24 protein-coding genes are annotated in these 22583 nt (G+C 61.1%); 12 read left to right on the top strand and 12 right to left on the bottom strand.

Annotated elements, in window-relative coordinates:
- On the bottom strand, nucleotides 1–969 hold a 969-nt coding region (locus LH464_RS07485; RefSeq protein ID WP_315859603.1), incomplete at its 3' end, for an aconitase family protein.
- Between the two features lie 265 nt (nucleotides 970–1234).
- Here LH464_RS07485 and ccmA point away from each other — a divergent pair.
- The 5 genes from ccmA (at nucleotide 1235) to LH464_RS07460 (ending at nucleotide 4186) form a co-directional block, all read left to right on the top strand.
- Nucleotides 1235–1879 (top strand): heme ABC exporter ATP-binding protein CcmA, encoded by a 645-nt coding sequence (gene ccmA, locus LH464_RS07480; protein ID WP_226785745.1) that lies wholly within the window; start codon nucleotides 1235–1237, stop codon nucleotides 1877–1879.
- Between the two features lie 73 nt (nucleotides 1880–1952).
- Nucleotides 1953–2612, top strand: coding sequence for a heme exporter protein CcmB (ccmB, locus tag LH464_RS07475; protein WP_226785744.1), 660 nt, complete (start codon nucleotides 1953–1955; stop codon nucleotides 2610–2612).
- 44 nt (nucleotides 2613–2656) lie between these two features.
- Nucleotides 2657–3415 carry a heme ABC transporter permease gene (locus LH464_RS07470; protein ID WP_226785743.1) on the top strand — a complete coding sequence of 253 codons (759 nt, stop codon included), beginning with the start codon at nucleotides 2657–2659 and terminating at the stop codon, nucleotides 3413–3415.
- A 1-nt stretch (nucleotide 3416) separates the two neighbouring features.
- Nucleotides 3417–3590, top strand: a complete 174-nt coding sequence (ccmD, locus tag LH464_RS07465; RefSeq protein ID WP_226785742.1) for a heme exporter protein CcmD — start codon at nucleotides 3417–3419, stop codon at nucleotides 3588–3590.
- Nucleotides 3587–4186 (top strand): DsbE family thiol:disulfide interchange protein, encoded by a 600-nt coding sequence (locus tag LH464_RS07460; RefSeq protein WP_226785741.1) that lies wholly within the window; start codon nucleotides 3587–3589, stop codon nucleotides 4184–4186. The genes ccmD and LH464_RS07460 overlap by 4 nt, the downstream gene beginning before the upstream one ends.
- Before the next feature lie 9 nt (nucleotides 4187–4195).
- Here LH464_RS07460 and LH464_RS07455 read toward each other — a convergent pair whose 3' ends face one another.
- From LH464_RS07455 to LH464_RS07420, 8 genes are all read right to left on the bottom strand, one after another.
- Complete coding sequence (locus tag LH464_RS07455; RefSeq protein ID WP_226785740.1) at nucleotides 4196–5377, bottom strand: GGDEF domain-containing protein; 1182 nt, start codon at nucleotides 5375–5377, stop codon at nucleotides 4196–4198.
- A gap of 81 nt (nucleotides 5378–5458) precedes the next feature.
- Complete coding sequence (locus tag LH464_RS07450; protein ID WP_226785739.1) at nucleotides 5459–6049, bottom strand: DUF2585 domain-containing protein; 591 nt, start codon at nucleotides 6047–6049, stop codon at nucleotides 5459–5461.
- Nucleotides 6046–6693 (bottom strand): septation protein A, encoded by a 648-nt coding sequence (locus tag LH464_RS07445; protein ID WP_226785738.1) that lies wholly within the window; start codon nucleotides 6691–6693, stop codon nucleotides 6046–6048. Before LH464_RS07445 ends, LH464_RS07450 begins: the two co-directional genes overlap by 4 nt.
- A gap of 55 nt (nucleotides 6694–6748) precedes the next feature.
- Nucleotides 6749–8236 carry a signal recognition particle-docking protein FtsY gene (ftsY, locus tag LH464_RS07440; RefSeq protein WP_226785737.1) on the bottom strand — a complete coding sequence of 496 codons (1488 nt, stop codon included), beginning with the start codon at nucleotides 8234–8236 and terminating at the stop codon, nucleotides 6749–6751.
- A gap of 16 nt (nucleotides 8237–8252) precedes the next feature.
- Entirely contained in the window at nucleotides 8253–9539 is a 1287-nt protein-coding gene (gene mtaB, locus LH464_RS07435; RefSeq protein WP_226785736.1) for a tRNA (N(6)-L-threonylcarbamoyladenosine(37)-C(2))-methylthiotransferase MtaB, read from the bottom strand.
- Nucleotides 9536–10453: a diaminopimelate epimerase gene (gene dapF / locus LH464_RS07430; RefSeq protein ID WP_226785756.1), complete on the bottom strand. Its 918-nt coding sequence runs from the start codon at nucleotides 10451–10453 to the stop codon at nucleotides 9536–9538. Before dapF ends, mtaB begins: the two co-directional genes overlap by 4 nt.
- A gap of 250 nt (nucleotides 10454–10703) precedes the next feature.
- Nucleotides 10704–11291 (bottom strand): biliverdin-producing heme oxygenase, encoded by a 588-nt coding sequence (locus LH464_RS07425; protein ID WP_226785735.1) that lies wholly within the window; start codon nucleotides 11289–11291, stop codon nucleotides 10704–10706.
- A gap of 53 nt (nucleotides 11292–11344) precedes the next feature.
- Nucleotides 11345–12418 (bottom strand): MBL fold metallo-hydrolase, encoded by a 1074-nt coding sequence (locus LH464_RS07420; protein ID WP_226785734.1) that lies wholly within the window; start codon nucleotides 12416–12418, stop codon nucleotides 11345–11347.
- A 308-nt stretch (nucleotides 12419–12726) separates the two neighbouring features.
- Here LH464_RS07420 and ffh point away from each other — a divergent pair, with 308 nt between their 5' ends.
- The 5 genes from ffh (at nucleotide 12727) to trmD (ending at nucleotide 16578) form a co-directional block, all read left to right on the top strand.
- Nucleotides 12727–14304 (top strand): signal recognition particle protein, encoded by a 1578-nt coding sequence (gene ffh, locus LH464_RS07415; RefSeq protein ID WP_226785733.1) that lies wholly within the window; start codon nucleotides 12727–12729, stop codon nucleotides 14302–14304.
- 15 nt (nucleotides 14305–14319) lie between these two features.
- The gene (locus LH464_RS07410) at nucleotides 14320–14637 is read left to right on the top strand and encodes a chorismate mutase (RefSeq protein WP_226785732.1); all 318 of its coding nucleotides are present in this window, start codon (nucleotides 14320–14322) and stop codon (nucleotides 14635–14637) included.
- 51 nt (nucleotides 14638–14688) lie between these two features.
- The gene (gene rpsP / locus LH464_RS07405) at nucleotides 14689–15063 is read left to right on the top strand and encodes a 30S ribosomal protein S16 (protein WP_226785731.1); all 375 of its coding nucleotides are present in this window, start codon (nucleotides 14689–14691) and stop codon (nucleotides 15061–15063) included.
- Between the two features lie 213 nt (nucleotides 15064–15276).
- Entirely contained in the window at nucleotides 15277–15882 is a 606-nt protein-coding gene (rimM, locus tag LH464_RS07400; protein ID WP_226785730.1) for a ribosome maturation factor RimM, read from the top strand.
- A gap of 6 nt (nucleotides 15883–15888) precedes the next feature.
- A complete protein-coding gene (gene trmD, locus LH464_RS07395; RefSeq protein WP_226785729.1) occupies nucleotides 15889–16578 on the top strand; it encodes a tRNA (guanosine(37)-N1)-methyltransferase TrmD in 690 nt (229 codons plus the stop codon).
- Here the strand turns inward: trmD and LH464_RS07390 are convergent.
- Together LH464_RS07390 and LH464_RS07385 are read right to left on the bottom strand one after the other, a co-directional pair.
- Nucleotides 16560–17306, bottom strand: a complete 747-nt coding sequence (locus LH464_RS07390; RefSeq protein WP_226785728.1) for a sulfite exporter TauE/SafE family protein — start codon at nucleotides 17304–17306, stop codon at nucleotides 16560–16562. The two genes, trmD and LH464_RS07390, sit on opposite strands and share 19 nt — an antisense overlap.
- Nucleotides 17307–17406: 100 nt before the next feature.
- Nucleotides 17407–18855, bottom strand: coding sequence for an NCS1 family nucleobase:cation symporter-1 (locus LH464_RS07385; protein WP_226785727.1), 1449 nt, complete (start codon nucleotides 18853–18855; stop codon nucleotides 17407–17409).
- A 316-nt stretch (nucleotides 18856–19171) separates the two neighbouring features.
- Between LH464_RS07385 and rplS the strand changes: the two genes are divergently transcribed.
- Nucleotides 19172–19714: a 50S ribosomal protein L19 gene (gene rplS, locus LH464_RS07380; RefSeq protein WP_226785726.1), complete on the top strand. Its 543-nt coding sequence runs from the start codon at nucleotides 19172–19174 to the stop codon at nucleotides 19712–19714.
- A 78-nt stretch (nucleotides 19715–19792) separates the two neighbouring features.
- Here rplS and LH464_RS07375 read toward each other — a convergent pair whose 3' ends face one another.
- A complete protein-coding gene (locus LH464_RS07375; RefSeq protein ID WP_226785725.1) occupies nucleotides 19793–20824 on the bottom strand; it encodes a sensor domain-containing diguanylate cyclase in 1032 nt (343 codons plus the stop codon).
- A 343-nt stretch (nucleotides 20825–21167) separates the two neighbouring features.
- Here LH464_RS07375 and leuC point away from each other — a divergent pair, with 343 nt between their 5' ends.
- Nucleotides 21168–22574 carry a 3-isopropylmalate dehydratase large subunit gene (leuC, locus tag LH464_RS07370; protein WP_226785724.1) on the top strand — a complete coding sequence of 469 codons (1407 nt, stop codon included), beginning with the start codon at nucleotides 21168–21170 and terminating at the stop codon, nucleotides 22572–22574.
- Nucleotides 22575–22583: the final 9 nt, after the last annotated feature.

Raw genomic sequence — 22583 nt, 5'->3', positions numbered from 1 at the left:
ATCAACCGGGAAGAAGCCGCAAGTGGCGCCGTATTCCGGTCCCATGTTGCCGATCGTCGCACGATCTGCCAGCGGCATATTGTCCATGCCAGGGCCGAAGAATTCAACGAATTTGGAGACGACGCCCTTCTTGCGCAGCATCTGCACGACCATCAGGACGAGGTCGGTCGCGGTGACGCCTTCCTTCAGCTTGCCCGTCAGCTTGAAGCCGATGACTTCCGGCAGGAGCATGGAGACCGGCTGGCCGAGCATGGAGGCCTCGGCTTCGATACCGCCAACGCCCCAGCCCAGGACGCCGAGGCCGTTGATCATCGTCGTATGCGAGTCGGTGCCAACGCAGGTGTCCGGATAGGCGACAGTCTCGCCGTCTTCCTCGTTCGTCCAGACCGTCTGGCCGAGATACTCGAGGTTGACCTGGTGACAGATGCCGGTGCCGGGCGGAACGACGCGGAAGTTCTTGAACGCCTGCTGGCCCCACTTCAGGAAGCGATAGCGCTCGCCGTTGCGTTCGTATTCAAGCTCGACGTTGCGCGCGAATGCCGTCGGCGTGCCGAACTCGTCGACGATGACCGAGTGGTCGATGACGAGATCGACTGGGACAAGCGGGTTGATCTTTTCCGGGTCGCCACCGAGCGACTTGATACCGTCGCGCATGGCCGCCAGGTCAACGACGGCCGGGACGCCGGTGAAGTCCTGCATCAGCACGCGAGCCGGACGATAGGCGATTTCCGCCTCGGCCTTGCCCTTGTTGTTCAGCCATTCGGCGATCGAGAGGATCTGCTCCCTGGTGACGGACTTGCCATCTTCGAAGCGGAGCAGGTTCTCGAGCAAGACCTTCATCGAGAAGGGAAGCTTGGAGACGCCCTGCAGGCCGTTCGCCTCGGCCTTGGGCAGGCTGTAATAGACATAGTCCTTACCGCCCACGGTAAGGACGGAGCGACAATTAAAGCTGTCGAGAGATTTAGCCACGGATAGACCCCGCTCATTCTGATAGCCAACACGCGCGTGCGGACGCCTATGCACTTCATGCACATCAGGATGCGGGTACGACCATTTCCGCTGTCCGCACGAGAAAACAAAAGTCTTCAGGTCCGGCGCAAGATGGAAATCACGCCGGCCGCTGGCGTGGTTGCGAAGCTTATAGATAATTTCTAAGAAGGGTTCCAGACTGCTAAAGTGGCATCGGTACAATTTTTTTAGTCGGGTGTTTAAAATCTTAAAGAAAGCATCGAGCATGCGGTTGACGGCCGACAAGCTGGCCGCACGGCGCGGCGAGGATCTGCTTTTCTCCGACATTTCGTTTGATCTTGGGGCTGGCGAGGCACTTATCCTCACCGGTCGCAACGGATCCGGAAAGTCGACACTCCTGAGGGTGGTGGCAGGCCTGCTGCGGCCCGAACGGGGTACCGTGACCTGGGCGGCGCCCGGCAGCGACATATCGGTTCGCGCCAGTGAGGCTTGCCACTATCTCGGCCACCGCAACGCCATGAAGGCCGAACTATCCGTTGCGGAGAACCTCTCCTTCTGGAAAAGCTTCTTCGGAGATTTTGACGGCGGAACGGCGCTCTCGGTCCACGAAGCTGCCGATCGCGTCGGCCTTGAAGGCATTACACACCTGCCCTTCGGCTATCTCTCAGCCGGCCAGCAGCGGCGCATGGCCTTCGCCAAACTCCTCGTCGCACATCGTCCGGTCTGGATCCTCGATGAACCGACGGCGGCACTCGACACGCGAGCGGAGGCAACCTTCACGGATCTGATTCGTGAGCATCTGGACCGGGGCGGCCTGCTGCTGGCGGCAACGCACCAGCCACTCGGCCTGGAGGGCACCCAGGAATTGCAGATGACCGGGTTTGCCGGCGTCATGGAGGAGGCTTGGTGATGCCGTCCATTCCTGTCAGGCGCATTGCGACCCCTCTCTGCCCTGCCGGGCATCTTCCCTGGGAGCCGCGCCTATGACCGCTCTACTCTTGCGCGACCTGAAACTTTCCGTCCGCGCCGGTGGCGGCGCACTGATCGGTGTGCTCTTCTTCATGACCGTCGTGGCGGTGATCCCCTTCGGTGTCGGACCCGACCTCAACCTTCTTTCCCGCATCGGCCCGGCCATCGTCTGGATCGGCGCACTGCTGTCCGCTCTTCTCGGGCTCGATCGCCTCTTTCAGACGGAAAGGGAGGATGGTTCGCTAGACCTGATCCTCATGCAGGAGCATCCGCTCGTGCTCACGGTCCTGGTCAAATGCCTCGCCCACTGGGTGGCCAATTGCTTGCCCCTGGTCATCGCGGCGCCGCTGCTCGGTCTGTTCATGAACATGAGCGAGGTCGCCATCGGCGCAGTGACCCTGACGCTTTTGGTCGGCACCCCGGCCCTGACCTTCATCGGGGCGGTGGGTGCCGCCGTAGCCGTCGCATTGCCACGCGGCGGCCTGCTCGTCTCGATCCTGGTCCTGCCGCTCGCAATACCGGTCCTGATCTTCGGCGTCAGCGCCTCCTACGCCGCCGTTCAGGATCCTGCCCCGTTTATGCCGCCTTTCTTGATATTGATTGCGATCACGATGTTTTTTGCCGTACTAGGCCCGCTTGGCGCGGCCCTGGCTTTGCGCAATGCCGGTGATTGACTAGGATCAAGACTGCCGTCGATATGATCGCCTAGAAAGAACCCATGTCCGAAAGTCTCGCCATTACCAAGTTCAGCGACCTCGCTAACCCGACGCGTTTCCTGGGGCTGGCTGCCAGGATCATCCCATGGCTGGGCTGTCTCACCGCCGTCCTGTTCGGGGTCGGCCTCTACCTCAGCTTTACCACCCAGGGAGACTACCAGCAGGGCAGTACGGTGCGGATCATGTATGTCCACGTGCCGGCCGCATGGCTGTCGATGATGTGCTATTCGGTCATGGCCCTGTCGGCGATCGGCACGCTTGTCTGGCGCCATCCGCTGGCTGACGTATCCCATAAGGCCGCAGCTCCCCTCGGGGCCGCTTTCACGCTGATTGCGCTGGCGACAGGAGCGCTCTGGGGCAAGCCTATGTGGGGCACCTGGTGGGTCTGGGACGCGCGCCTGACCTCCGTCTTTATTCTCTTCCTCATGTATCTCGGCCTGATCGCGCTCAATCGCGCGCTTGACGATCCATCACGCGGGGCCCGCCTGAGCGCCGTCCTCATCCTTGTCGGCTTCGTCAACATCCCGATTATCAAGTTTTCCGTCGAATGGTGGAATACCTTGCATCAACCGGCAAGCGTGATGCGCCTGGACGGGCCGACCATCGACAACGAATTCCTGATCCCTCTGCTCGTCATGGCGTTTGCCTTCACCTTCCTGTTCTTTACGCTGCATCTGATGGCGATGCGCAACGAGATCTGGCGTCGCCGGGTCACCGCCCAGCGGCGGATGGCGGCCCGCATGGCCGGACGGGAGCTGTAGTATGAGCCACGGTTTTTACATCGCACTTTCCTACGGGTCCGCAGCTGTCATCGTTGCGCTCCTCATCGGTTGGGTCTGGCTTGACGGACGGGCACGCCGGCGTGAACTCGCAGAGCTTGAGGCAGCAGGCATTCATCGCCGCTCCGCCGATGCCCGCAAGGGTGGCTCCGCATGACCAGCGAGACCGAAAGCCCGGCACGCCGCCGCGGGATCGGCCGCTACGTGCTCGCACTCGTACCGCTCCTCGTGTTTGCAGGTTTCGCCGCGATCGCAGGCAAGATGCTCTACGATCAGGACGTCAATGGCCTGGACATTTCCGCCATACCGTCTGCACTTATCGGGGAAAAAGCACCTTCGCTGGCCCTTCCGCCACTCGACGGCTCGAACACACCGGCACTGACCGATGCCGCCTTCGCCGGCAAGCTTACACTCGTCAACGTCTTTGCTTCGTGGTGCGTACCCTGCCGTCAGGAACACCCGATCCTCAAGGATCTGGCGAAAGACGAGCGGCTGACGATTGTCGGGATCAACTACAAGGATCGCAACGATAACGCCCTTCGGTTCCTGGGTGAACTCGGCAATCCTTACGATGCGATCGGTGTCGATCCGAACGGCAAGGCCGCAATCGACTGGGGCGTCTACGGCATCCCGGAAAGCTATCTCGTCGGCCCCGACGGCACGATCCTCTACAAGAAGGTCGGTCCATTCGACGAGCGGAGCCTGACGCAGGACCTGCTGCCGGCCATAGAAAAAGCCGCGGCAGGGGCCTGACCGGTCAGGTCACGAAACGATGCGAAGCGACGGAGCCACAGGCGCCAGTTGCTTCTCGACTCCGACGCGGTTTCGCCCGCTTGATTTCGCAAGATAGAGGCTCGCATCGGCGCGACCTATGGCATCGTGAGCGGAATGATCACCCGGCGCTGTCGCCGAAACACCGAAGCTGGCGGTAGGCCCCGATGATATCCCGTTCGCACCCCAGTCCGCCGTGGCAAACGCAAGTCTTGCGGTCTCAGCGCTTCTTGCCGCTTCCGCTGCAGTCACTCCAGGCAGGAAGGCCACGAACTCCTCGCCACCGAAACGCGAAATTATAGCTGATGGTGGGAGATGCCTCCGCAACACATCGGCAAATCCGATGATGACCTGATCGCCGGCTGCATGCCCGAAACGGTCGTTGACCTGTTTGAAATGATCAATGTCGCCGACCACGACCGATCCCGCAGGCACCGCCCCGCGTTGAAAATCCGGCAACATGACCTCGAAGCCGCGACGGTTGAGAAGATTGGTCAGCGGATCGCGTTCCGCCGCATGGCGATGTTCCGCGACGATATCCCACATCACCGTTCCGAGCACCGTCAGCGCCAGAAGGAAGCCGACAATGCTGGCCCCAACCTGCATGAAAAAAGCATAGTCCGAAGCCAGGAAGGTATCGAACGAACCGTAGGCATCCGTCGACGTCAGGAGCATCATCAGGAGGGTGCGCGCAGCTGTCTCGATAACGACCAAACCCGCCATGCCGACCAGAAACTTGTCGGCAAAAGTCCTGACGTGCCGTCGAACCATGAAGACTGCCAAGGCAAGCAGCACCGCAATTGATGTATCGCCTGCGATAAGCTGTCCGCGAAGATCGTGCTCAACCAGGATCAGGTAGGTTACGGCTGCGAAACCGATGAACGAGACCAACAATCGCGGCACCACGAGAAGTGGACGGCGAAAGCGCATCAGGAGCGCATGGCCGTAGAGAAAGAAGGCTGCGAAAAACAGCAGGTTGGCGATCAGCGCCCCCATTTCGGGCGGCGCGCCCTGCAGGATCACCGGTGCCGTGAAACCCAAAGCCGCACAGATGTATCCCATGCCCCAGTAGCGGCCGGAGGCACCGCTCCAGCGCGAGGCGATCAGGAAGATGCAGCCGAACGTCACCATGATGAACGGCAAGAGGTAGGCAAAGTTATCTTGGGTTTCCAACGGGATCTCCAGCGCCAGAGGCAACTCCTGCCGTAGTCATCGACGTCGCGACCGGGCCGATCACGCTTCCAGTGACCATTATCAGAGTGCTGCCTGCCACTCCCGGATCGCATCTACGGGCCAGATCAGCATCACCACGTTAAGCGCGAGGTTGTCGCGGATGATCCAGCCGGTCATAAGCTCGAAGAATACAGCAATTGCGACGATCATCCAGATCGGCAGGCGTGCGGCGGCAAGGAAGCCCAGCACCATGAAGACGGTGTCCATGGCGGAGTTCAGGATGCTGTCGCCGGTATAACCGAGCGCCATGGTCGCCGTGCGATAGCGATCGATCACCATCGGCGTGTTTTCCAGAATTTCCCAAGCCGCTTCGATCAGGATCGCGAAGGACAGCCGGGCCGTCAGCGGTGCGCGCCGGAACAGCAGCCATGCGAAGCCGTAGAACAGGAAGCCATGTATGATGTGGGACGGCGTGTACCAATCCGACAGATGCTGCGAGTTGCCGCTCGTATTGACCCCGCCTTCCCACAGCTTGATGTAGCCACACTCGCAGATCGGGATCCTGCCCATGGCGTAGAGGATGACGATCTGCAGCACGAAGATTGCGAGCGCAACGCCGAGCCAGAACCGGGCGGATTTTCCGGTATGCGACGGAAAGGCCGCCGTGCTCACTTGTCGGCTTCCGTGGCGGCTTCAGAAACCGTGTGGCGCATGATGAGCGGCATCTGGGCCAACGTGAAGGCGATGGTGATCGGCATTGTGCCCCAGACCTTGAAGTTGACCCACGCCTCGTCGGAGAAATTACGCCAAACGACCTCGTTCAGAACGGCGAGGAACAGGAAGAACAGGCCCCAGCGAAAGGTCAGTTTCCTCCAGCCGAGGTCATCGAGATTGAACGCCGCGTTGAACACGTAGCCCAGCAGCGCCTTGCCGAACAACAGCCCGCCTAGCAGCACAACGCCGAACAGCGAGTTCACGATCGTCGGCTTCATCTTGATGAAGGTCTCGTCCTGCAGCCAGATCGATAGCGTCCCGAACACCATGACCACGACGCCGGAGACGAAGGGCATGACGGGTAAGTGTTTGAAGACGATCTTGGAGACCACGAGCGAGATGACGGTGGCGACCATGAAGAGCGCCGTGGCAATCAACAGCGGTCCGCCAACGGCGGTGAGGGCCGGAAATGTCTTCGCCAGCCATTCGCCGCGCAGATTGCCGAAGAAGAAGACGAGAAGCGGCCCGATCTCAAGGACAAACTTCAGCGTCGGATGCTGCTTTTCTTCCACGGTTGGCTTGGTATCGCTTTCGATGTGCATCGGTTTCAACTTCTGTTCCGGATATTGCGGATGGGCAAACGTTGTTTCTGTGGCATCAATGCGTCACACCCGCAATGGCGTCGGCAAAATCCTGCGCCTCGAAGGGCTCGAGATCGTCGATGCCCTCACCGACACCGATGAAATAGACCGGCAGCTTGTGCTTGGCGGCAATGCCCACAAGGATGCCGCCGCGCGCCGTCCCGTCCAGCTTGGTCATGATCAGGCCGCTGACACCGGCGACGTTGCGGAAGATTTCCACCTGTTGCAGAGCATTCTGGCCGGTCGTGGCATCCAGCGTCTGGAGCACCGTATGCGGTGCGTCGGGATCCAGCTTGCCAAGCACCCGCACGATCTTTTCCAGTTCCGCCATCAGCTCAGCCTTGTTCTGCAGGCGCCCGGCGGTGTCGATGATCAGCACGTCGGATTTGTTGGCGCGCGCCTGCTCGTAGGCGTCATAGGCGAGCCCAGCGGCATCGGCGCCGAGCTTCGTACAGATGAATTCGGAACCCGTACGATCGGCCCATATCTTGAGCTGCTCGATGGCGGCAGCGCGGAAGGTATCGCCCGCGGCCAGCATGACCTTCAGGCCTGAGCCAGAGAGCTTGGCGGCGAGCTTTCCGATCGTCGTCGTCTTGCCTGTACCGTTGACGCCCACCACGAGGATGACATGCGGCTTGTGGTTGAGGTCGAGCTGCAGCGGCCTGGCGACAGGGCCGAGGACCTTGGCTATTTCCGCCGCCATGATACGCGACACGTCCTCGCCGGTAACATCCTTCCCGTAGCGTTCCGAGGAGAGTGCGCCGGTGATGCGCATCGCCGTTTCGACGCCAAGATCCGACTGGATCAGCAAATCCTCCAGGTCCTCAAGCGTCTCGTCATCCAGCTTGCGCTTGGTAAAGAGTGCCGAGATCTGGCCCGTCAGTTGCGACGAGGTCCGGGCCAGGCCGGCGCGCAGGCGCTGGTACCAGGAGAGTTTCGGCAGCGGCACGATAGCCACGGCCTCCGTTTCGTCCTTGGCGGTGGAAAAGCCCTTGGGGAGGACAGGTTCGCTGACAGCTGGATCAGCCGACCCTTCACTTTGGCTCAGCGCAGATGCCGCTTCCGATTGTTCATGGAGGGGCGCGCCCGTAACTGGTGCGTTCTCTGTTTCCGCCGCAGCCTCCGCCTCCAGCAAGGACAGTGGCACGACACCAAGATCGGACGTTTCCTCGGCGCCCGGAAGGATCGCCGCAACCTCTTCCTCGACCGGCTCGGCCTCGACCACGGTAGCAACGGCATCGTCGGCCGCCGGCCCGCCGGTGGTTTCCATTTCGATTGTAGCGACGGGATCCGCTTCCGCAACGGGAAGAGGATCGTCACGAAAATGCGGTTCGACGTCCGTCCGGACCAGCTGCGCTTCTTCCGCCGTCGGCTGTACGGGGGTCACCGCATCGGCGGATGGCAGTCGCTCGGCTTCGGCGAGTGGCGCGGGAGCGTCCGCGGCCACTACTGGGGCTGGCTTGTCGCCGAAGGTGAAGACGCGCTTGATGAAACTCAATGCCATAAGAAATCCGTTCCGATCAGGCTGCCCGCTCGTGGGACGAAGCGGCCATGACCTGCATATCGAGATGTTTGCCGTTGTGTCCGGTAATCATAACGCGCTGGAAGTCGCGGGGAATAAGCCCGGGTGCAGCAACCAGCGAAAAGTTTTCCGTATGGGCCATGCCGTGGTTTTCGACGATGATCGCTTGCGCAGTGCCAACCATGCCGTCGAGATGGGCGTGATGCAGGGCTTCGCCCCGGGCGCGAAGCCGGGCAGCCCGTTCCTTGATCAGCACGCGATCGACCTGAGGCATCCGAGCTGCGGGGGTGCCGGGGCGCGGGCTGTAGGGGAAGACGTGCAGGAAGGAAATGCCGGCCTCTTCCGCAAGTGTCGCGGCGTTCTCGAACATCTCCTCGGTTTCCGTCGGGAAACCGGCGATCATGTCGGCGCCGAAGGCGATATCCGGTCGAAGTCGACGGGCCTGCTGTGCGAAGGCAAGTGCCTCCGCGCGGCTGTGGCGGCGTTTCATGCGCTTCAGGATCATGTCGTCGCCATGCTGCAGCGACAGATGCAGATGCGGCATGAACCGTGGCTCGTCGGCAATAAGGTCCCAGAGGTGGCTGTCTACCTCGATACTGTCGATCGACGACAGGCGCAGCCTCAGGATCTCCGGTACCTGTTTCAGCAGCGTCTTTGCCAGCAGCCCGAGCGTCGGCTGGCCGGGAAGATCGGCGCCGTAACTGGTGGCATCCACGCCGGTCAGCACGACCTCGCGATAGCCGCTTTCGACAAGCTTGCGAGCCTGATCAACCACCGCGCCCATCGGCACGGAGCGGGAATTTCCGCGGCCGTAAGGGATGATGCAGAAGGTGCAGCGATGGTCGCAGCCATTCTGCACCTGGATGAAGGCGCGCACATGCCCGTCGATATGCCTGACCATCTGCGGCGCAGTTTCCGTCACGCTCATGATGTCGTTGACGCGCAGCTTTTCTTCCGCCGACACACCGAAATCCGGCAGGCTGCGATAGGAGACGCTCTTCAGCTTTTCCTCGTTGCCGAGTACCGCGTCGACTTCCACCATATCGGCAAAGGTCTGCTTTTCAGTCTGCGCTGCGCAACCGGTAACGATGATGCGCGCATGCGGGTTTTCCCGCCGCGCCCGACGGATCGCCTGGCGGGCCTGACGCACCGCTTCGCCGGTGACCGCGCAGGTATTGACCAGGATCGCGTTGTTGAGGCCAGCCTTTTCCGCCTCCGCCCGCATCACTTCGGATTCATAGGTGTTGAGCCGACAGCCGAAGGTGATGACGTCGACGCCGCTCAATTGACCTGCGCCTCTTGCTCGTCACGACAGGGCTCCTCGTCGCGTGTAAAAGTGCCCGTTGCCGGATCGACCTTGCCGGACCATTCCCATTCAGCCGGCCCCGTCATGACGACGTGATCGTCCTCGCGCCAGTCGATGACGAGCGGCTGACGAACGGGGCTGGAGGCAACATCGATCGTCACCGTCCGGCCGGTCCGGCCGGTCCGGCCGGCGCATACGGCTGCTGCACAGGCCGCCGAACCACAAGCCAAGGTCAGGCCGGCACCCCGTTCCCACGTGCGGGTGCGCAGCGACGAATCCGATGTCACCTGCGCCAGTGTGATATTGGCCTTCTCGGGAAACATCGGGTGGTTTTCGAGAAGCGGGCCGAAACGCTCGAGATCGAATTCCATCGGATCCCGATCGACCCAGAAGATCGCATGGGGATTGCCCATAGACATGACCGAGGGCGAATGTAGCACGGGCGCGTCGATCGGGCCGATCTGCAACTCGATGCGGCTCGTGTCGAAGAACTCCTCCGACAAGGGGATGCGGTTCCACGTGAAGACCGGCTTGCCCATGTCCACGGAGATCGTGCCGTCCTCATGCTCTTGCGCATTCAGGATGCCTGCGACCGTCTGGAAGGTAAAACTCTTGCGGCCGGTCTCGGCGGCCAATGCCTGCACGACGCAGCGCGTGCCATTGCCGCAAGCCTGCGCCTTCGAGCCATCGGAATTCAGGATGTCGATCCAGGCATCGGTGCCTTGCGCCCTGGGATCATGGATCGCCATGATCTGGTCGAACCGCGTGGCCGCATCGGCATTGAGCGTAATTGCTGCTTCAGGCGTGACCGTGTCCCGGCGACCGCGCATGTCAACGACCAGGATCTTGTTGCCAAGCCCGTTCATCTTCGCGAATTCGACCAGTTCTGCCATGACCTTGATCCAGTGTGGGGACGGCGCCCGCTTCTTGCGCCGTATATGGCCGAAAAGGCATGGAATTACCAGTGCCGGCCGTGGATAGGCCTCCGCGACGGCAAGTCCAACCGTGATGGAGAAGCCCCACATGTGGGTGGCCTTCGGCGTGCTCAAGTGCACGACACGTATTTAGCGCTGCGCAGCACACCCTGACGGCCTTAGCGGGCTTGACCCGATGACCTAAAACCCAAGGCACCAAAGCCCGCTTCTACCCGAAAATCTCCTCCACCAGCCCGTGCACGCGGCGAAAGGCGGCCTTGGCACCCTCGGCGGCCTCAAGCTCTTCTGTGTACGATAGCGGCAGGTCGTTGTAGGCGGAGACGAAGTTGCGCCAGTGCAGGCCACGACCGGCGGGATGACTGGCGAGGTGGCGGGCACCGAAGTCATTCGACAGGCCGAGCTTGGAGGCTTCCTTGAGCAGGAAGGCGGCACCGAGATTGGAGCCCTCGGCGACATAGACCCAGCCGAGCGCGGTGGCCGGCGTCATGGTATCAACCGTAGACACCAGTTGCGCCGCCACCCCGCCGAGGTCGCTGATATCCTGGCGCAACGCCCCCAGCCGGCACCGATCGACCAGGCCTGGCAGAAGGCGGTTTAGGTCAGCAGACGCATAGAGCGGCGCGACATCGGCGTGGAAACAATGCTGGACATCGAGGAACAGCGCATACCTCTCGCGGCTGGCGAAGGGTTCCGCACGCATGATCCGTTTGTCAAGCGTATCGTGCGTTCCCGTGGTCATCGCCTTTATGCGCTGGATGCGGGTGGCTTCCGTGGGGCGTTCCAGTTCGACCTGCATTTCTTGCCTCAACTAGTCATGTTTTCGCATCAAGCAAAAGAGTAGGCCATACGTCAAGCGGGAACCTCGAAAACTTCGCCGGGCCGCATCGGCCGGAAACGATCGCGACCGAGGCCACGGGCATCCAGTGCCGCATGAAGCAGCTCGACGGGCTGCTCGATCCCTTCGTCGGTCAGCTTGACCGTACCCCAGTGATGACCGGCAACGAAGGACGCGCCGCACAACTGCATGCCTTCCACCGCCTCTTCGGGGTTCTGGTGCTGCGCCTTCATGAACCAGCGCGGTTCGTAGGCTCCGAAGGGCAGATTGGCGAGGCGGAAGCCGCCATGTTTTTCTCGGGCAGCACGGTAATTGGTACCGTCGTGAAAACCGGTATCGCCGATATGATAGATCCCGCCGGCCGGCGTTTCGAACACGAAGGCGGCCCACAGCGCCTTGCGCCGGTCGCCCAGACCGCGCGCAGACCAGTGGTGGCAGGGCTCGCAGTGGAAGGCGACACCCGGCGCGACCGCCTGCCGTCCACCCCAGTCCATGACAGTGATCCGGGCATCCGGCAGGCGGGTCCGGATAATCGCGTCATTGCCGAGCGGGGTGACGAAATGAGGCTTGTCGCGGCCCTGCAGCACCGACAACGTTTCGAGGTCGAGATGATCGTAGTGATTGTGGGTGACCAGCACGATGTCGATCGGTGGAAGGTCGTCCATGCGGATGCCCGGCGGGTTGACCCGTTTTGGTCCTGCCCATGTGAACGGGCTGGTGCGCTCGGACCATACCGGATCGGTGAGGATGTTGAGGCCGGCGACCTGGATGAGAATTGAGGCATGGCCGACCATGGTGACGACGACGCGGTTTCCGGTGACGCGGGCTTCCGGCACGGCCTGCGGAAAGGGGCTGGCAAAGGTGTCCGGCCAGGGGATGTTGCCGTTGCCGAGCTTCCAGCGCAGGAGATCAAACGTGCCGCGCGGCTCCTCTCCGCCGGGATTGAAGAAATGCGTGCCGTCGAAATGATCGGAAACGGGACCGGAGTAATAGGCGTTGCCTGCCATGGCACCTCGTGCCGTCAAGCCGCCGGCCAATGTCACCAGCGAGCCGATGCCGGCCCATTTGAGAAATTTTCGACGGTTCATCAGTCTTGTATAAGAAGCCGTCGATAAAGCTTCAAGCGGGCGGCCGTTAGCCACGCAAATGTTATGACGGCTGATCGGCCACCGGCCAAAGCTTGACTTCCACGCCCATTTCCTGTTTAAGCCCGCCAATCTGCTGACAAGTTTGAAGACTTGGAGCCGCCGACCGGGAACCGAAAACATTCGGGAACCCGGAGGTCAACACCCGACAGCGCGTGGCGCCCTCGGGTGCTATTTGGCTTTGCGTCTTGTTTTTGACAGCGAAAGACCCGACGTTTTCGGTCGCCCCGGAAACGAAGAAGGAAGACACGATGTTCGAAAACCTCCAGGACCGTCTTGGCTCCATTCTGAATGGACTGACCGGCCGTGGCGCATTGAGCGAAGCGGATGTTTCCGCTGCCCTGCGCGAGGTTCGCCGTGCGCTACTCGAAGCCGACGTCTCGCTCGAGGTCGTTCGCTCCTTTACCGATCGCGTCCGCGAGAAGGCCGTCGGGGCCGCTGTCCTGAAGTCGATCAAGCCCGGCCAGATGGTCGTCAAGATCGTCCATGACGAACTCATCGAGATGCTGGGCTCGGAAGGCGTCGGCATCGACCTGCATGCCGTTGCTCCCGTCGTCATCATGATGGTCGGTCTGCAGGGTTCGGGTAAAACGACCACGACCGGCAAGATCGCCAAGCGGCTGACGGATCGTGAGAAGAAGAAGGTGCTGATGGCGTCGCTCGATACGCGACGCCCGGCAGCCCAGGAACAGTTGCGCCAGTTGGGTGTGCAGACCGGCGTCGACACGCTGCCGATCATCGCTGGCCAGACGCCGACCGATATCGCCGCGCGCGCCGTGCAGGCCGCCAAGCTCGGCGGCCATGACGTCGTCATCCTCGATACCGCCGGCCGCACCCATATCGATGAGCCGCTCATGCAGGAGATGGCGGAGATCAAGCGGAAGTCCAATCCGCATGAAATCCTGCTCGTCGCCGACTCGCTGACCGGTCAGGACGCCGTCAATCTCGCCCGCAATTTCGACGAACGCGTTGGCATTACCGGCCTCGTTCTGACCCGCATGGACGGCGACGGCCGCGGCGGCGCGGCCCTTTCGATGCGCGCCGTCACCGGCAAGCCGATCAAGCTGATCGGTACCGGCGAGAAGATGACGGAGATGGAGGAGTTCCATCCCCGCCGGATCGCCGACCGTATTCTCGGCATGGGCGACATCGTTTCGCTGGTCGAAAAAGCTGCCGAAAACATCGACGCGGAAAAAGCCGCGGCGATGGCCAAGAAGATGCAGTCGGGCAAGTTCGACCTGAACGACCTCGCAGACCAGTTGCGCCAGATGAAGTCGCTCGGCGGTATGGGCGGCATCATGGGCATGATGCCCGGCATGGCCGGCATGAAGGACAAGCTTGCGGCTTCCGGCATGAACGACAAGATGTTCGACCGCCAGATCGCCATCATCGGCTCGATGACCAAGGCCGAACGCTCCAGCCCGGACATGCTGAAACATTCCCGCAAGAAGCGCATTGCGGCAGGCTCCGGCACCGATGCCGCGGAAATCAACAAGCTGCTGAAAATGCACCGCCAGATGGCCGACATGATGAAAGCCATGGGCGGCAAGGGCAAAGGCGGCATGATGAAGCAGATGATGGGCGGCCTTGCCGGCAAGATGGGACTTGGGGGTCTCGGGGGCGGAATGGGTGGCATGGGTGGCATGCCGGACCTCTCCAAGCTCGACCCAAAGCAGCTTGAAGCATTACAGAAGCAGGCGGAGGCCGCCGGCTTCAAGCCGGGTTCGATGCCGGGTCTTCCCGGCGGCGAAATGCCGGGCATGGGTGGCGGCCTGCCGGGTCTCGGCGGCGGCTTCCCAGGTCTTCCCGGCCTGCCGAAGAAGAAGTGAGAGGACGCGTGAGCAATGATTGACCCTGAAATCAAAGCCCAGCTTTCGAGCTACCGCCAGTCGATCGACAACATCGACGCAGCTCTCGTGCACATGCTTGCCGAGCGCTTCCGCTGCACGAAGGAAGTCGGCCTGTTGAAAGCCAAATACGATTTGCCGCCGGCCGACCCGGCGCGCGAGGACTACCAGATCGAACGCCTGCGCCATCTGGCGAAGGATGCCCATCTGGATCCGGATTTCGCCGAGAAGTTCCTGAACTTCGTCATCACGGAAGTCATCCGGCATCATGAAGCCATCGCCGCCGAACACGGCGGCCCAAAGCAACTCGCATAAAACCAAACAGCCCGCCCGACGGCGGCCTCAAGAAAACCTAGGAGTAAAACAATGTCCCTGAAGATTCGTCTCGCCCGCGGCGGTTCCAAGAAGCGTCCTTACTACACGATCGTCGTTGCCGACGCCCGCTCGCCGCGCGACGGCCGCTTCCTCGAAAAGCTCGGCTCCTGGAACCCGATGCTTCCGAAGGACAACGAAAAGCGCGTCGAGCTGAACATCGAGCGCATCCAGGAATGGATCGCAAAGGGCGCCCAGCCGACCGACCGCGTTCTTCGCTTCCTCGCAGAGGCCGGCGTTGCCCAGCGCGATGCCAAGAACAACCCGGAAAAGGCAAAGCCAGGCAAGAAGGCCGAGGAACGCTCTGCCGAGCGCGCCCAGAAGGCTGAAGATGCCAAGGCTGCCGCTGCGGAAGCCGCTGCGGAATAATTCCTGCTCCGCTTTTTTGCGGTAGGACGGGCGGTGCGCAAACGTGCCGCCCGTTTTCTGTTTTCATTTGCCGGAACTGCCGGTAAAAGCGCCTCTTGCACTTCGAGCCCAAAATCGAAATCGATTTTCGGAAAAGTGCGATACGCAAACTAAGAGCTACAGCGTCCTTGGTGCGCCATAAATGGCGTAAGGCGCATTGACCGGATGATGCGCATGACGAAGCTTCAAAACCCGATCCTGATGGCCACGATCGGCGCAGCGCAAGGGCTGCGCGGCGAGGTCAGAGTGCGATCTTTTACAGCCGACCCATTGGCACTCGGCGACTACGGTCACCTCCACAGCATGGACGGGCGGGTGTTCGAGATCCTCGAGATCCGCGACGCCAAAAATGTCGCAATCATCCGGTTCCGCGGCGTCAACGACCGTAATTCGGCAGAAGCGCTGAACGGGCTGGAGCTCTTCATCGAGAGGGAAAACCTGCCTGACGACGAGCTTGAGGACGACGAGTTCTATTATGCAGACCTCGAAGGACTGGAGGCGGTGGACGCCGACGGCAAGAGCTACGGGACGGTGAGCGGCGTCTACGACTTCGGCGCAGGCGATCTTCTCGAGCTGAAGGGGCCTGGAAGGCGACCCGTGCTCATTCCCTTTTCGGAAGCTGCTGTGCTCGAGATCGACCTGGAGGCCGGGCGCATTCTTATCGATCCACAGGCCGCCGGCCTGATCGACGATGCCGATGACAAAGGCAACAAGGGCCCCGGCGAGAGGGGCAAGGGCGACAGGGGCAAGGGCGCACCTCCCAAGGGCCAAGGCAAGTAAACGGCGATGACCTTCCGCGCCACGGTTCTCACACTCTATCCCGAAATGTTTCCCGGCCATCTCGGCACGTCGCTCGCCGGCAAGGCCCTCGAAAGAGGCCAATGGTCTCTCGAGGCCGTACAGATCCGCGACTTTGCCGAAGACAGGCACCGCACGGTGGATGATACGCCCGCTGGCGGTGGCGCCGGCATGGTGTTGAGAGCGGACATTTTGGCCAAGGCAATCGACCATGCTTCGGCAGAAGTCCCTCGCCCTCGCCTTCTCATGAGCCCGCGCGGCAGGCCATTGACCCAGCAGCGTGTGCGCGAACTGGCCGAAGGCGACGGCGTAGTGATCGTCTGCGGTCGTTTCGAGGGGGTCGATCAGCGGGTGATCGACGCCCGCGAGCTCGAGGAAGTTTCGATCGGCGACTACATCCTGTCCGGCGGCGAGCCCGCCGCGCTGACGCTGCTCGACGCGGTCGTGCGCATCCTCCCCGGCGTCATGGGGAACGCTCTTTCAGGAACCCATGAGAGCTTCGAGCACGGGCTGCTCGAACACCCGCATTATACGCGGCCGCAGCTGTTTGAGGGGCAGGGCATTCCGCCCGTGTTGACCTCCGGCAACCACGCAGCAATCGACAAGTGGCGCCACGAACAATCCCTGAAGCTGACGCGTGAACGGCGCCCGGACCTGCTTCAGCCCGTCACGAAATAATAGACCGTCAGCGCCATGCCCACGGCAACGACCATCACACGCATCGCCGTCTGCGGTACCCGCCGCGCCATCCAGACGCCGGCATAGCCGCCGAGCGCCACGCCCGGGATCATAACCAGTGCTTGCGGCCACGCCACTACACCGCCGCTGACGAAGATGACGATGGCCACCGCAGCAATTAGTATCGACAGCAGGTTCTTCAGCGCGTTGAGATGGTGATAGGTGCCACCCGACGTGATGCCGAGGACAGCAAGCATCATGATGCCCATGCCGGCGCCGAAGAAGCCGCCGTAGATCGACGTGAAGAACTGCGCGACGACGCTTGCCGGCGAATTGACCGACCGCTCCGCCGATACCTTCGGCTTCAGCCAGGGACCGGCAGCGAAAATAGCGGTAGCGGCCGCGAGCAACCAGGGCACGATCGTCCGGAAGGACGGATTGTCGAGAGAGAGCAGGAGCAAGGAGCCCCCAACGGCTCCAATCACCGAAACGATGGACAGTGCAATCGCGCTTCGCCAGCTTTTGGCTATTTCGTCCCGATAGGCCAGCGTGGACGTGATGTAGCCGGGGAACTGGGTGATGGAGGAAGTTGCGTTGGCGGTAATGGGCGGCATGCCGGCGAGGGTAAGCGCCCCGAACGTGAGAAAGGTGCCGCCACCGGCAATAGCATTGACTGCTCCCGCAAGAAATGCCGACACGAACAGCAGCACGATAGTCGCAATGGTCATCGGCATTCCCAGATATTTGAACTTTGCATAATCGGTCTAATCATTGGAATAGGATCAAGGACGATGCCCGACACAAAGGCCGGGCATCAGGCTCAGATACTCAGGCGTAGGCGGGCCTGCGCCGCGCCCCCATCCTCAGCACGAAATAGACAACGCCGCCGATACCGACACCGAAGAACCATCCATAGATGCCCCACCAGACCGGCAGGATGGAGGTGAACGTCGGCAAGATGGACGAGAAGAGCGTGCCGATGCCAAATGCGATGAAGGCGCTGCCATGCCAGCCATTCCGGAATCGGAACTCGCCGTCTTCCTGATAGAGCGCGGCAACATCAAGCTGGCCCCTCCGGATCAGGTAGTAATCGACCATCATCACGCCGAAGATCGGCCCCATCGTCGAACCTATGAAGTTAACGAAGTTCGCGGCGCCCGTCTCCCATGGCGCGAAGGGATAGAGTGCGAGCGCGATGAGTGCCGCAATGTAGCCGCCACGCTTGAAGTTTATCCGGCGTGGAAAGACATTGGCGAAATCGAAGGCGGGGGAGACGAAATTCGCAACGACGTTGATCCCCAATGTGGCCACGGCAAAGGTGAGGGCCGCAAGCAGGGCCAGGAACCAGCTATCGAACTTCGCCGAGATCTGTTCCGGGTGCAGCAGCACCTCGCCATAGACTGCGAAGGCGGCAGTGGTCGTAACACCTGCCACGAGGCAAAAGGCTAGAAGGTTGATCGGCAGGCCCCAGAGGTTCCCCTTGCGCAACGTCTTCTCATCTTTCGCGTAGCGCGAGAAATCGCAGAAGTTCAGGTAGAGGGCCGCAAAATAGGTCACCCAGGTCGCCGCCACCGCCGCGAGCGCGGCAAGGGTCCCTGGCTCGTAGGGAATTCCGGCCCCACGCGTCTTCTCAATCAGAACGTCGCGCGGAATTTCCGAACCGAAGGAGAAGGTGCCGGACTTAACGAGCAGATAGACGGCGAGGATCAGCATCATGATCCATACCGCAGGGCCGGCCCAGTCCTGGAACTTGCGCACCGTTTCCATGCCGCGCTGGATGATCAGCAGTTGCAGGCTCCAGACAATCACGAAGCAGATCACCTCGAGGGTGGAATGCCCTAGCATGTGGCTGTTCTGGTGAAAGGCGAGCATGCCTTCGTCGCGGATGACCAGCGCCACGATTGCACCCGATGCCGCAGCCGTTTGTGCGCCATACCAGAAGCAGGCCACGATGGCCCGAACGAGCGCAGGCGCATTGGCTCCGAACGTGCCAAAGGATGCACGGGCAAGCACCGGGAACGGCACACCCGTGCGCACCCCGGCATTCCCCACCAGGCTCATCAGAAAGAAGATCACCAGCGAGCCTATGCCGATGGCAAAGACGAAGTTGATGAAACTGCCGCAAAGCAAGAAGAGACTTGCAGCAAGATAGTAGCCCCACAGACTATGGACGTCGGACGTCCAGACGTTGAAAATGCTGAAGGCGCCCCATTTACGTTCTTTGGCGGGCGCGAGATCCTCGTTGTATAACGATGGTGACGGATTGCTGATTGTCATGACACTGCTCCCCGATCTCTTGGCCATACGGCAATCACAATCTGCTGATTATCTTGTGATTCGACAAATCCTTAATCGCGCCGTTCACAGTGCTTCCAGTCCACGGGGCACTGATCGGCAGGGATTTTGCAGACCAAGGGATGACAAGCGGGATTCTTTCGTGTATTGGCCCACGCGGTAATGGGGCTGTCCCCGTCAACCACCAAGCAAAGAATGGCGAACCCGCTCTTGGCCCTGATGGGGCAAAATCCGGAGGCATGACCGAAGGATGACAATCGAGCGCTCTGGCTGTTTCAGAAGAACATAGAGGTTTGATATGAACATTATCCAGGAACTGGAAGCCGAACAGGCCGCCAAGATCGAAGCACAGCGCAAGCTTCCCGAGTTCGCCGCCGGCGACACCATTCGCGTCAACGTCCGCGTTCGTGAAGGCACCCGTACCCGCGTACAGGCTTACGAAGGCGTCTGCATCGCCCGTTCGGGTGGCGGCATCAACGAGAGCTTCACCGTTCGCAAGATCTCCTACGGCGAAGGCGTCGAGCGCGTATTCCCGGTTTACTCGCCGCTCGTCGAAGGCGTCGAAATCGTTCGCCGCGGTAGGGTCCGTCGCGCCAAGCTGTACTACCTGCGCGATCGTCGCGGCAAGTCGGCTCGTATCGTCGAAAACACCGGCACCCGCGCCCGCAAGCTGAACGACGCCGAGCGCGCCGCAGCCGCCGAGGAAAAGGCACGCCTGGAAGCCGAAAAGGTAGCAGCAGCACAGGCACTGGCCGCCGAAAAGGCAGCTCAGGAAGCCGCTGAAGCCAAGGCTGCCCAGGAAGCTGAAGCAGCAAAGGCTGCCGAAGGTTCCGCTGAATAAGCATTCCCTTCCGGAATTAAAAAAGGCGGCCTTCGAGCCGCCTTTTTTGTTTCCTGTTACAGGACAAAAGCATAGGCGCTAGCCTTCGAAGACCACAACGCAATCGCGGCCGGCCTTTTTTGCTCGGTAAAGAGCAGTATCGACGTTCCGCAATAACTGCACACGTTCTGCTCCGGCCTGCGGAGCAAGAGCGGCACCAATGCTGAGGCACGCCTTGATGGTGTGTCCGTCGATGTGAAACGGACGCCGAAACGCGGAAAGAAGTTTCTCGGAGACCATCATGAGGCCCGCCGCATCGCACGAGCCCGACATGAATATGGCAAACTCGTCGCCCCCCATGCGAACGCAGACGTCTTCGGCTCGCAGGACCTCGCGGATACGTAGAGCCGCCTCGCACAGCACTTCGTCACCCATAGCATGGCCCAGTTTGTCATTGATCGACTTGAAGCCGTCCATATCGAGGTACAGAACGCCGAATGTCTGTGCAGAGGTCATAGCCGCAGCAAGGCCCACGTCGACAATTTTCGGCAGGGCTGTGCGGTTGTAGAATCCCGTCAGGGGATCGGTCATCGCTGCCGTTCTAAGTTCCCGCTCTGCGAATTGCATGATGAGATTCGTCTTCTGGAGACGCAGCAGCGCGCTCGCAATGAAAGCAAACTTCTCGAGTTGCTCGATGTCCGCATCCGAGAATTCGCGCGGCTTGACATCGATAAGGCAGAACGCGCCCACCGGGAGGTTAGGCTCGAGTGCCACGGGTACGCCCGCATAGAAGCGGAAACCCGGATCGCCGGTCACATAAGGAGCTTCCCTGATCTCCGGATGCTTGGTCATATCCGGAATCACAAGGAACTCGTTGGCCACAACGACGCGCGTGCAGATGGAAAGCTCGCGGGGGCACTCGGCGATCGGAACACCCGCCTGATATGCTACACGTTGCCAATCCTCATCGATGATATTGATGGCTGCAGTGGGCACATGGAACACTCCCTTGGCCAATTCCGCCAAGGCGCTCAGTTCCGGCGTGGATGCTATCGTGTTGCCGGAGATGAGCGAACGGACGGAAAGCATCCGTTCCGCTTCATTGACCGGCGACCGGACCATCGTGTTCATCTTTGCACCCCCTCCGCTAACAACGGTAGTTTGCTCCGAATAGAGCCCAATTAGGGCAGCTGTATCATTTGAGTTCGGAGAATTTTACCTTTGTTCGCAGGTCCACTGATAACATTGCCGCGATCTGAAAAAACTGCTAGAAATTTTCCATGGGATCGAAATTCGGATGCCTCGCGAACCAGTTCATCGTGCTGCAGGACCACAAGCGTCTGCCGGCACGATTTTTCGCGCGCGTCTCGGGCGCTCTAAGCAACCGACTTAGCTAAGTCGATCCGTATCGCACCGGCAGCGATGAATGCCGGAGATTTTCCCGCATTTCAAAACTCTCAACGGAATGGCAGACATGAGCGCACCCCGTACCCTGTATGACAAAATCTGGGACGACCACGTCGTCAACAACGACAACGGAACCTGTCTCCTATACATCGACCGTCACCTCGTTCACGAAGTGACGTCGCCGCAGGCCTTCGAAGGCCTGCGTCTGGCCGGCCGCAAGGTCCGAGCGCCGGAAAAGACGCTCGCCGTCGTCGACCACAACGTGCCGACGACCCCGGACCGGCACATCGGCATCAAGAACGAGGAGAGCCGGATCCAGGTCGAAGCACTTGCGCAGAATGCCCATGACTTCGGCGTCGAGTACTACTCCGAAAAGGACAAGCGCCAAGGCATCGTCCACATCGTCGGGCCTGAGCAGGGCTTCACCCTACCCGGCATGACGATCGTGTGCGGCGACAGCCATACCTCAACGCACGGTGCGTTCGGCGCACTGGCGCACGGCATCGGCACGTCCGAAGTCGAGCATGTTCTTGCCACCCAGACGCTGGTGCAGAGCAAGGCCAAGAACATGCTGGTGCGTGTCGACGGCAAGCTGCCCGAAGGCGTCACCGCCAAGGACATCATCCTTGCCATCATCGGCGAGATCGGCACGGCCGGCGGCACGGGCCACGTCATCGAATTCGCAGGCGAAGCCATTCGCTCGCTGTCGATGGAAGGACGCATGACGATCTGTAACATGACGATCGAAGGCGGCGCCCGCGCCGGCCTGATCGCGCCGGACGAAAAAACCTTCGAATACATCAAGGACAAACCGCGCGCTCCGAAGGGCACCGCCTGGGATATGGCGCTCGACTACTGGAAGACGCTGAATACCGACGAGGGTGCGCATTTCGACAAGGTCGTCGTGCTCAATGCCGCCAACCTGCCGCCGATCGTCTCCTGGGGTTCGTCGCCGGAAGACGTCATCTCGGTTCAGGGCAGCGTTCCCAACCCGGACGACATCCAGGAAGAGACCAAGCGCGTCTCCAAATGGCGTGCACTGGACTACATGGGCCTGAAGCCCGGCACCAAGATGACGGACATCGCAATCGACCGCGTCTTCATCGGCTCCTGCACCAACGGCCGCATCGAAGACCTTCGGGCCGTCGCAAAGGTTGTCGAGGGGCGCACAGTCGCTCCAACGGTATCGGCGATGATCGTTCCAGGTTCCGGTCTGGTGAAGGAGCAGGCGGAAGCAGAAGGTCTCGACAAGATCTTCAAGGAAGCCGGCTTTGAATGGCGCGAGCCGGGCTGTTCCATGTGCCTGGCCATGAACGACGACCGGCTGAAGCCGGGCGAGCGTTGCGCCTCTACCTCCAACCGCAACTTCGAGGGTCGCCAGGGCTATAAGGGCCGCACACATCTCGTGTCCCCGGCCATGGCCGCTGCGGCCGCAGTCGCCGGCCACTTCGTCGACATCCGCGAGTGGAAGTAACATTTACAG

The organism is Pseudorhizobium xiangyangii (assembly GCF_020531965.1).
GTDB classification, from domain to species: domain Bacteria; phylum Pseudomonadota; class Alphaproteobacteria; order Rhizobiales; family Rhizobiaceae; genus Neorhizobium; species Neorhizobium xiangyangii.
The sequence above is the reverse complement of the archived record's forward strand: the minus strand, read 5'-3'. Positions and strand labels throughout refer to the sequence as shown.

Coding starts and splice junctions, on each gene's coding strand:
- ccmA (WP_226785745.1), top strand. CDS start 1,235: ATGCGGTTGACGGCCGACAAGCTGGCCGCACGGCGCGGCGAGGATCTG.
- ccmB (WP_226785744.1), top strand. CDS start 1,953: ATGACCGCTCTACTCTTGCGCGACCTGAAACTTTCCGTCCGCGCCGGT.
- LH464_RS07470 (WP_226785743.1), top strand. CDS start 2,657: ATGTCCGAAAGTCTCGCCATTACCAAGTTCAGCGACCTCGCTAACCCG.
- ccmD (WP_226785742.1), top strand. CDS start 3,417: ATGAGCCACGGTTTTTACATCGCACTTTCCTACGGGTCCGCAGCTGTC.
- LH464_RS07460 (WP_226785741.1), top strand. CDS start 3,587: ATGACCAGCGAGACCGAAAGCCCGGCACGCCGCCGCGGGATCGGCCGC.
- LH464_RS07445 (WP_226785738.1), bottom strand. CDS start 6,693: ATGCACATCGAAAGCGATACCAAGCCAACCGTGGAAGAAAAGCAGCAT.
- ftsY (WP_226785737.1), bottom strand. CDS start 8,236: ATGGCATTGAGTTTCATCAAGCGCGTCTTCACCTTCGGCGACAAGCCA.
- dapF (WP_226785756.1), bottom strand. CDS start 10,453: ATGGCAGAACTGGTCGAATTCGCGAAGATGAACGGGCTTGGCAACAAG.
- LH464_RS07425 (WP_226785735.1), bottom strand. CDS start 11,291: ATGCAGGTCGAACTGGAACGCCCCACGGAAGCCACCCGCATCCAGCGC.
- LH464_RS07420 (WP_226785734.1), bottom strand. CDS start 12,418: ATGAACCGTCGAAAATTTCTCAAATGGGCCGGCATCGGCTCGCTGGTG.
- ffh (WP_226785733.1), top strand. CDS start 12,727: ATGTTCGAAAACCTCCAGGACCGTCTTGGCTCCATTCTGAATGGACTG.
- LH464_RS07410 (WP_226785732.1), top strand. CDS start 14,320: ATGATTGACCCTGAAATCAAAGCCCAGCTTTCGAGCTACCGCCAGTCG.
- rpsP (WP_226785731.1), top strand. CDS start 14,689: ATGTCCCTGAAGATTCGTCTCGCCCGCGGCGGTTCCAAGAAGCGTCCT.
- rimM (WP_226785730.1), top strand. CDS start 15,277: ATGACGAAGCTTCAAAACCCGATCCTGATGGCCACGATCGGCGCAGCG.
- trmD (WP_226785729.1), top strand. CDS start 15,889: ATGACCTTCCGCGCCACGGTTCTCACACTCTATCCCGAAATGTTTCCC.
- LH464_RS07390 (WP_226785728.1), bottom strand. CDS start 17,306: ATGACCATTGCGACTATCGTGCTGCTGTTCGTGTCGGCATTTCTTGCG.
- LH464_RS07385 (WP_226785727.1), bottom strand. CDS start 18,855: ATGACAATCAGCAATCCGTCACCATCGTTATACAACGAGGATCTCGCG.
- rplS (WP_226785726.1), top strand. CDS start 19,172: ATGAACATTATCCAGGAACTGGAAGCCGAACAGGCCGCCAAGATCGAA.
- LH464_RS07375 (WP_226785725.1), bottom strand. CDS start 20,824: ATGAACACGATGGTCCGGTCGCCGGTCAATGAAGCGGAACGGATGCTT.
- leuC (WP_226785724.1), top strand. CDS start 21,168: ATGAGCGCACCCCGTACCCTGTATGACAAAATCTGGGACGACCACGTC.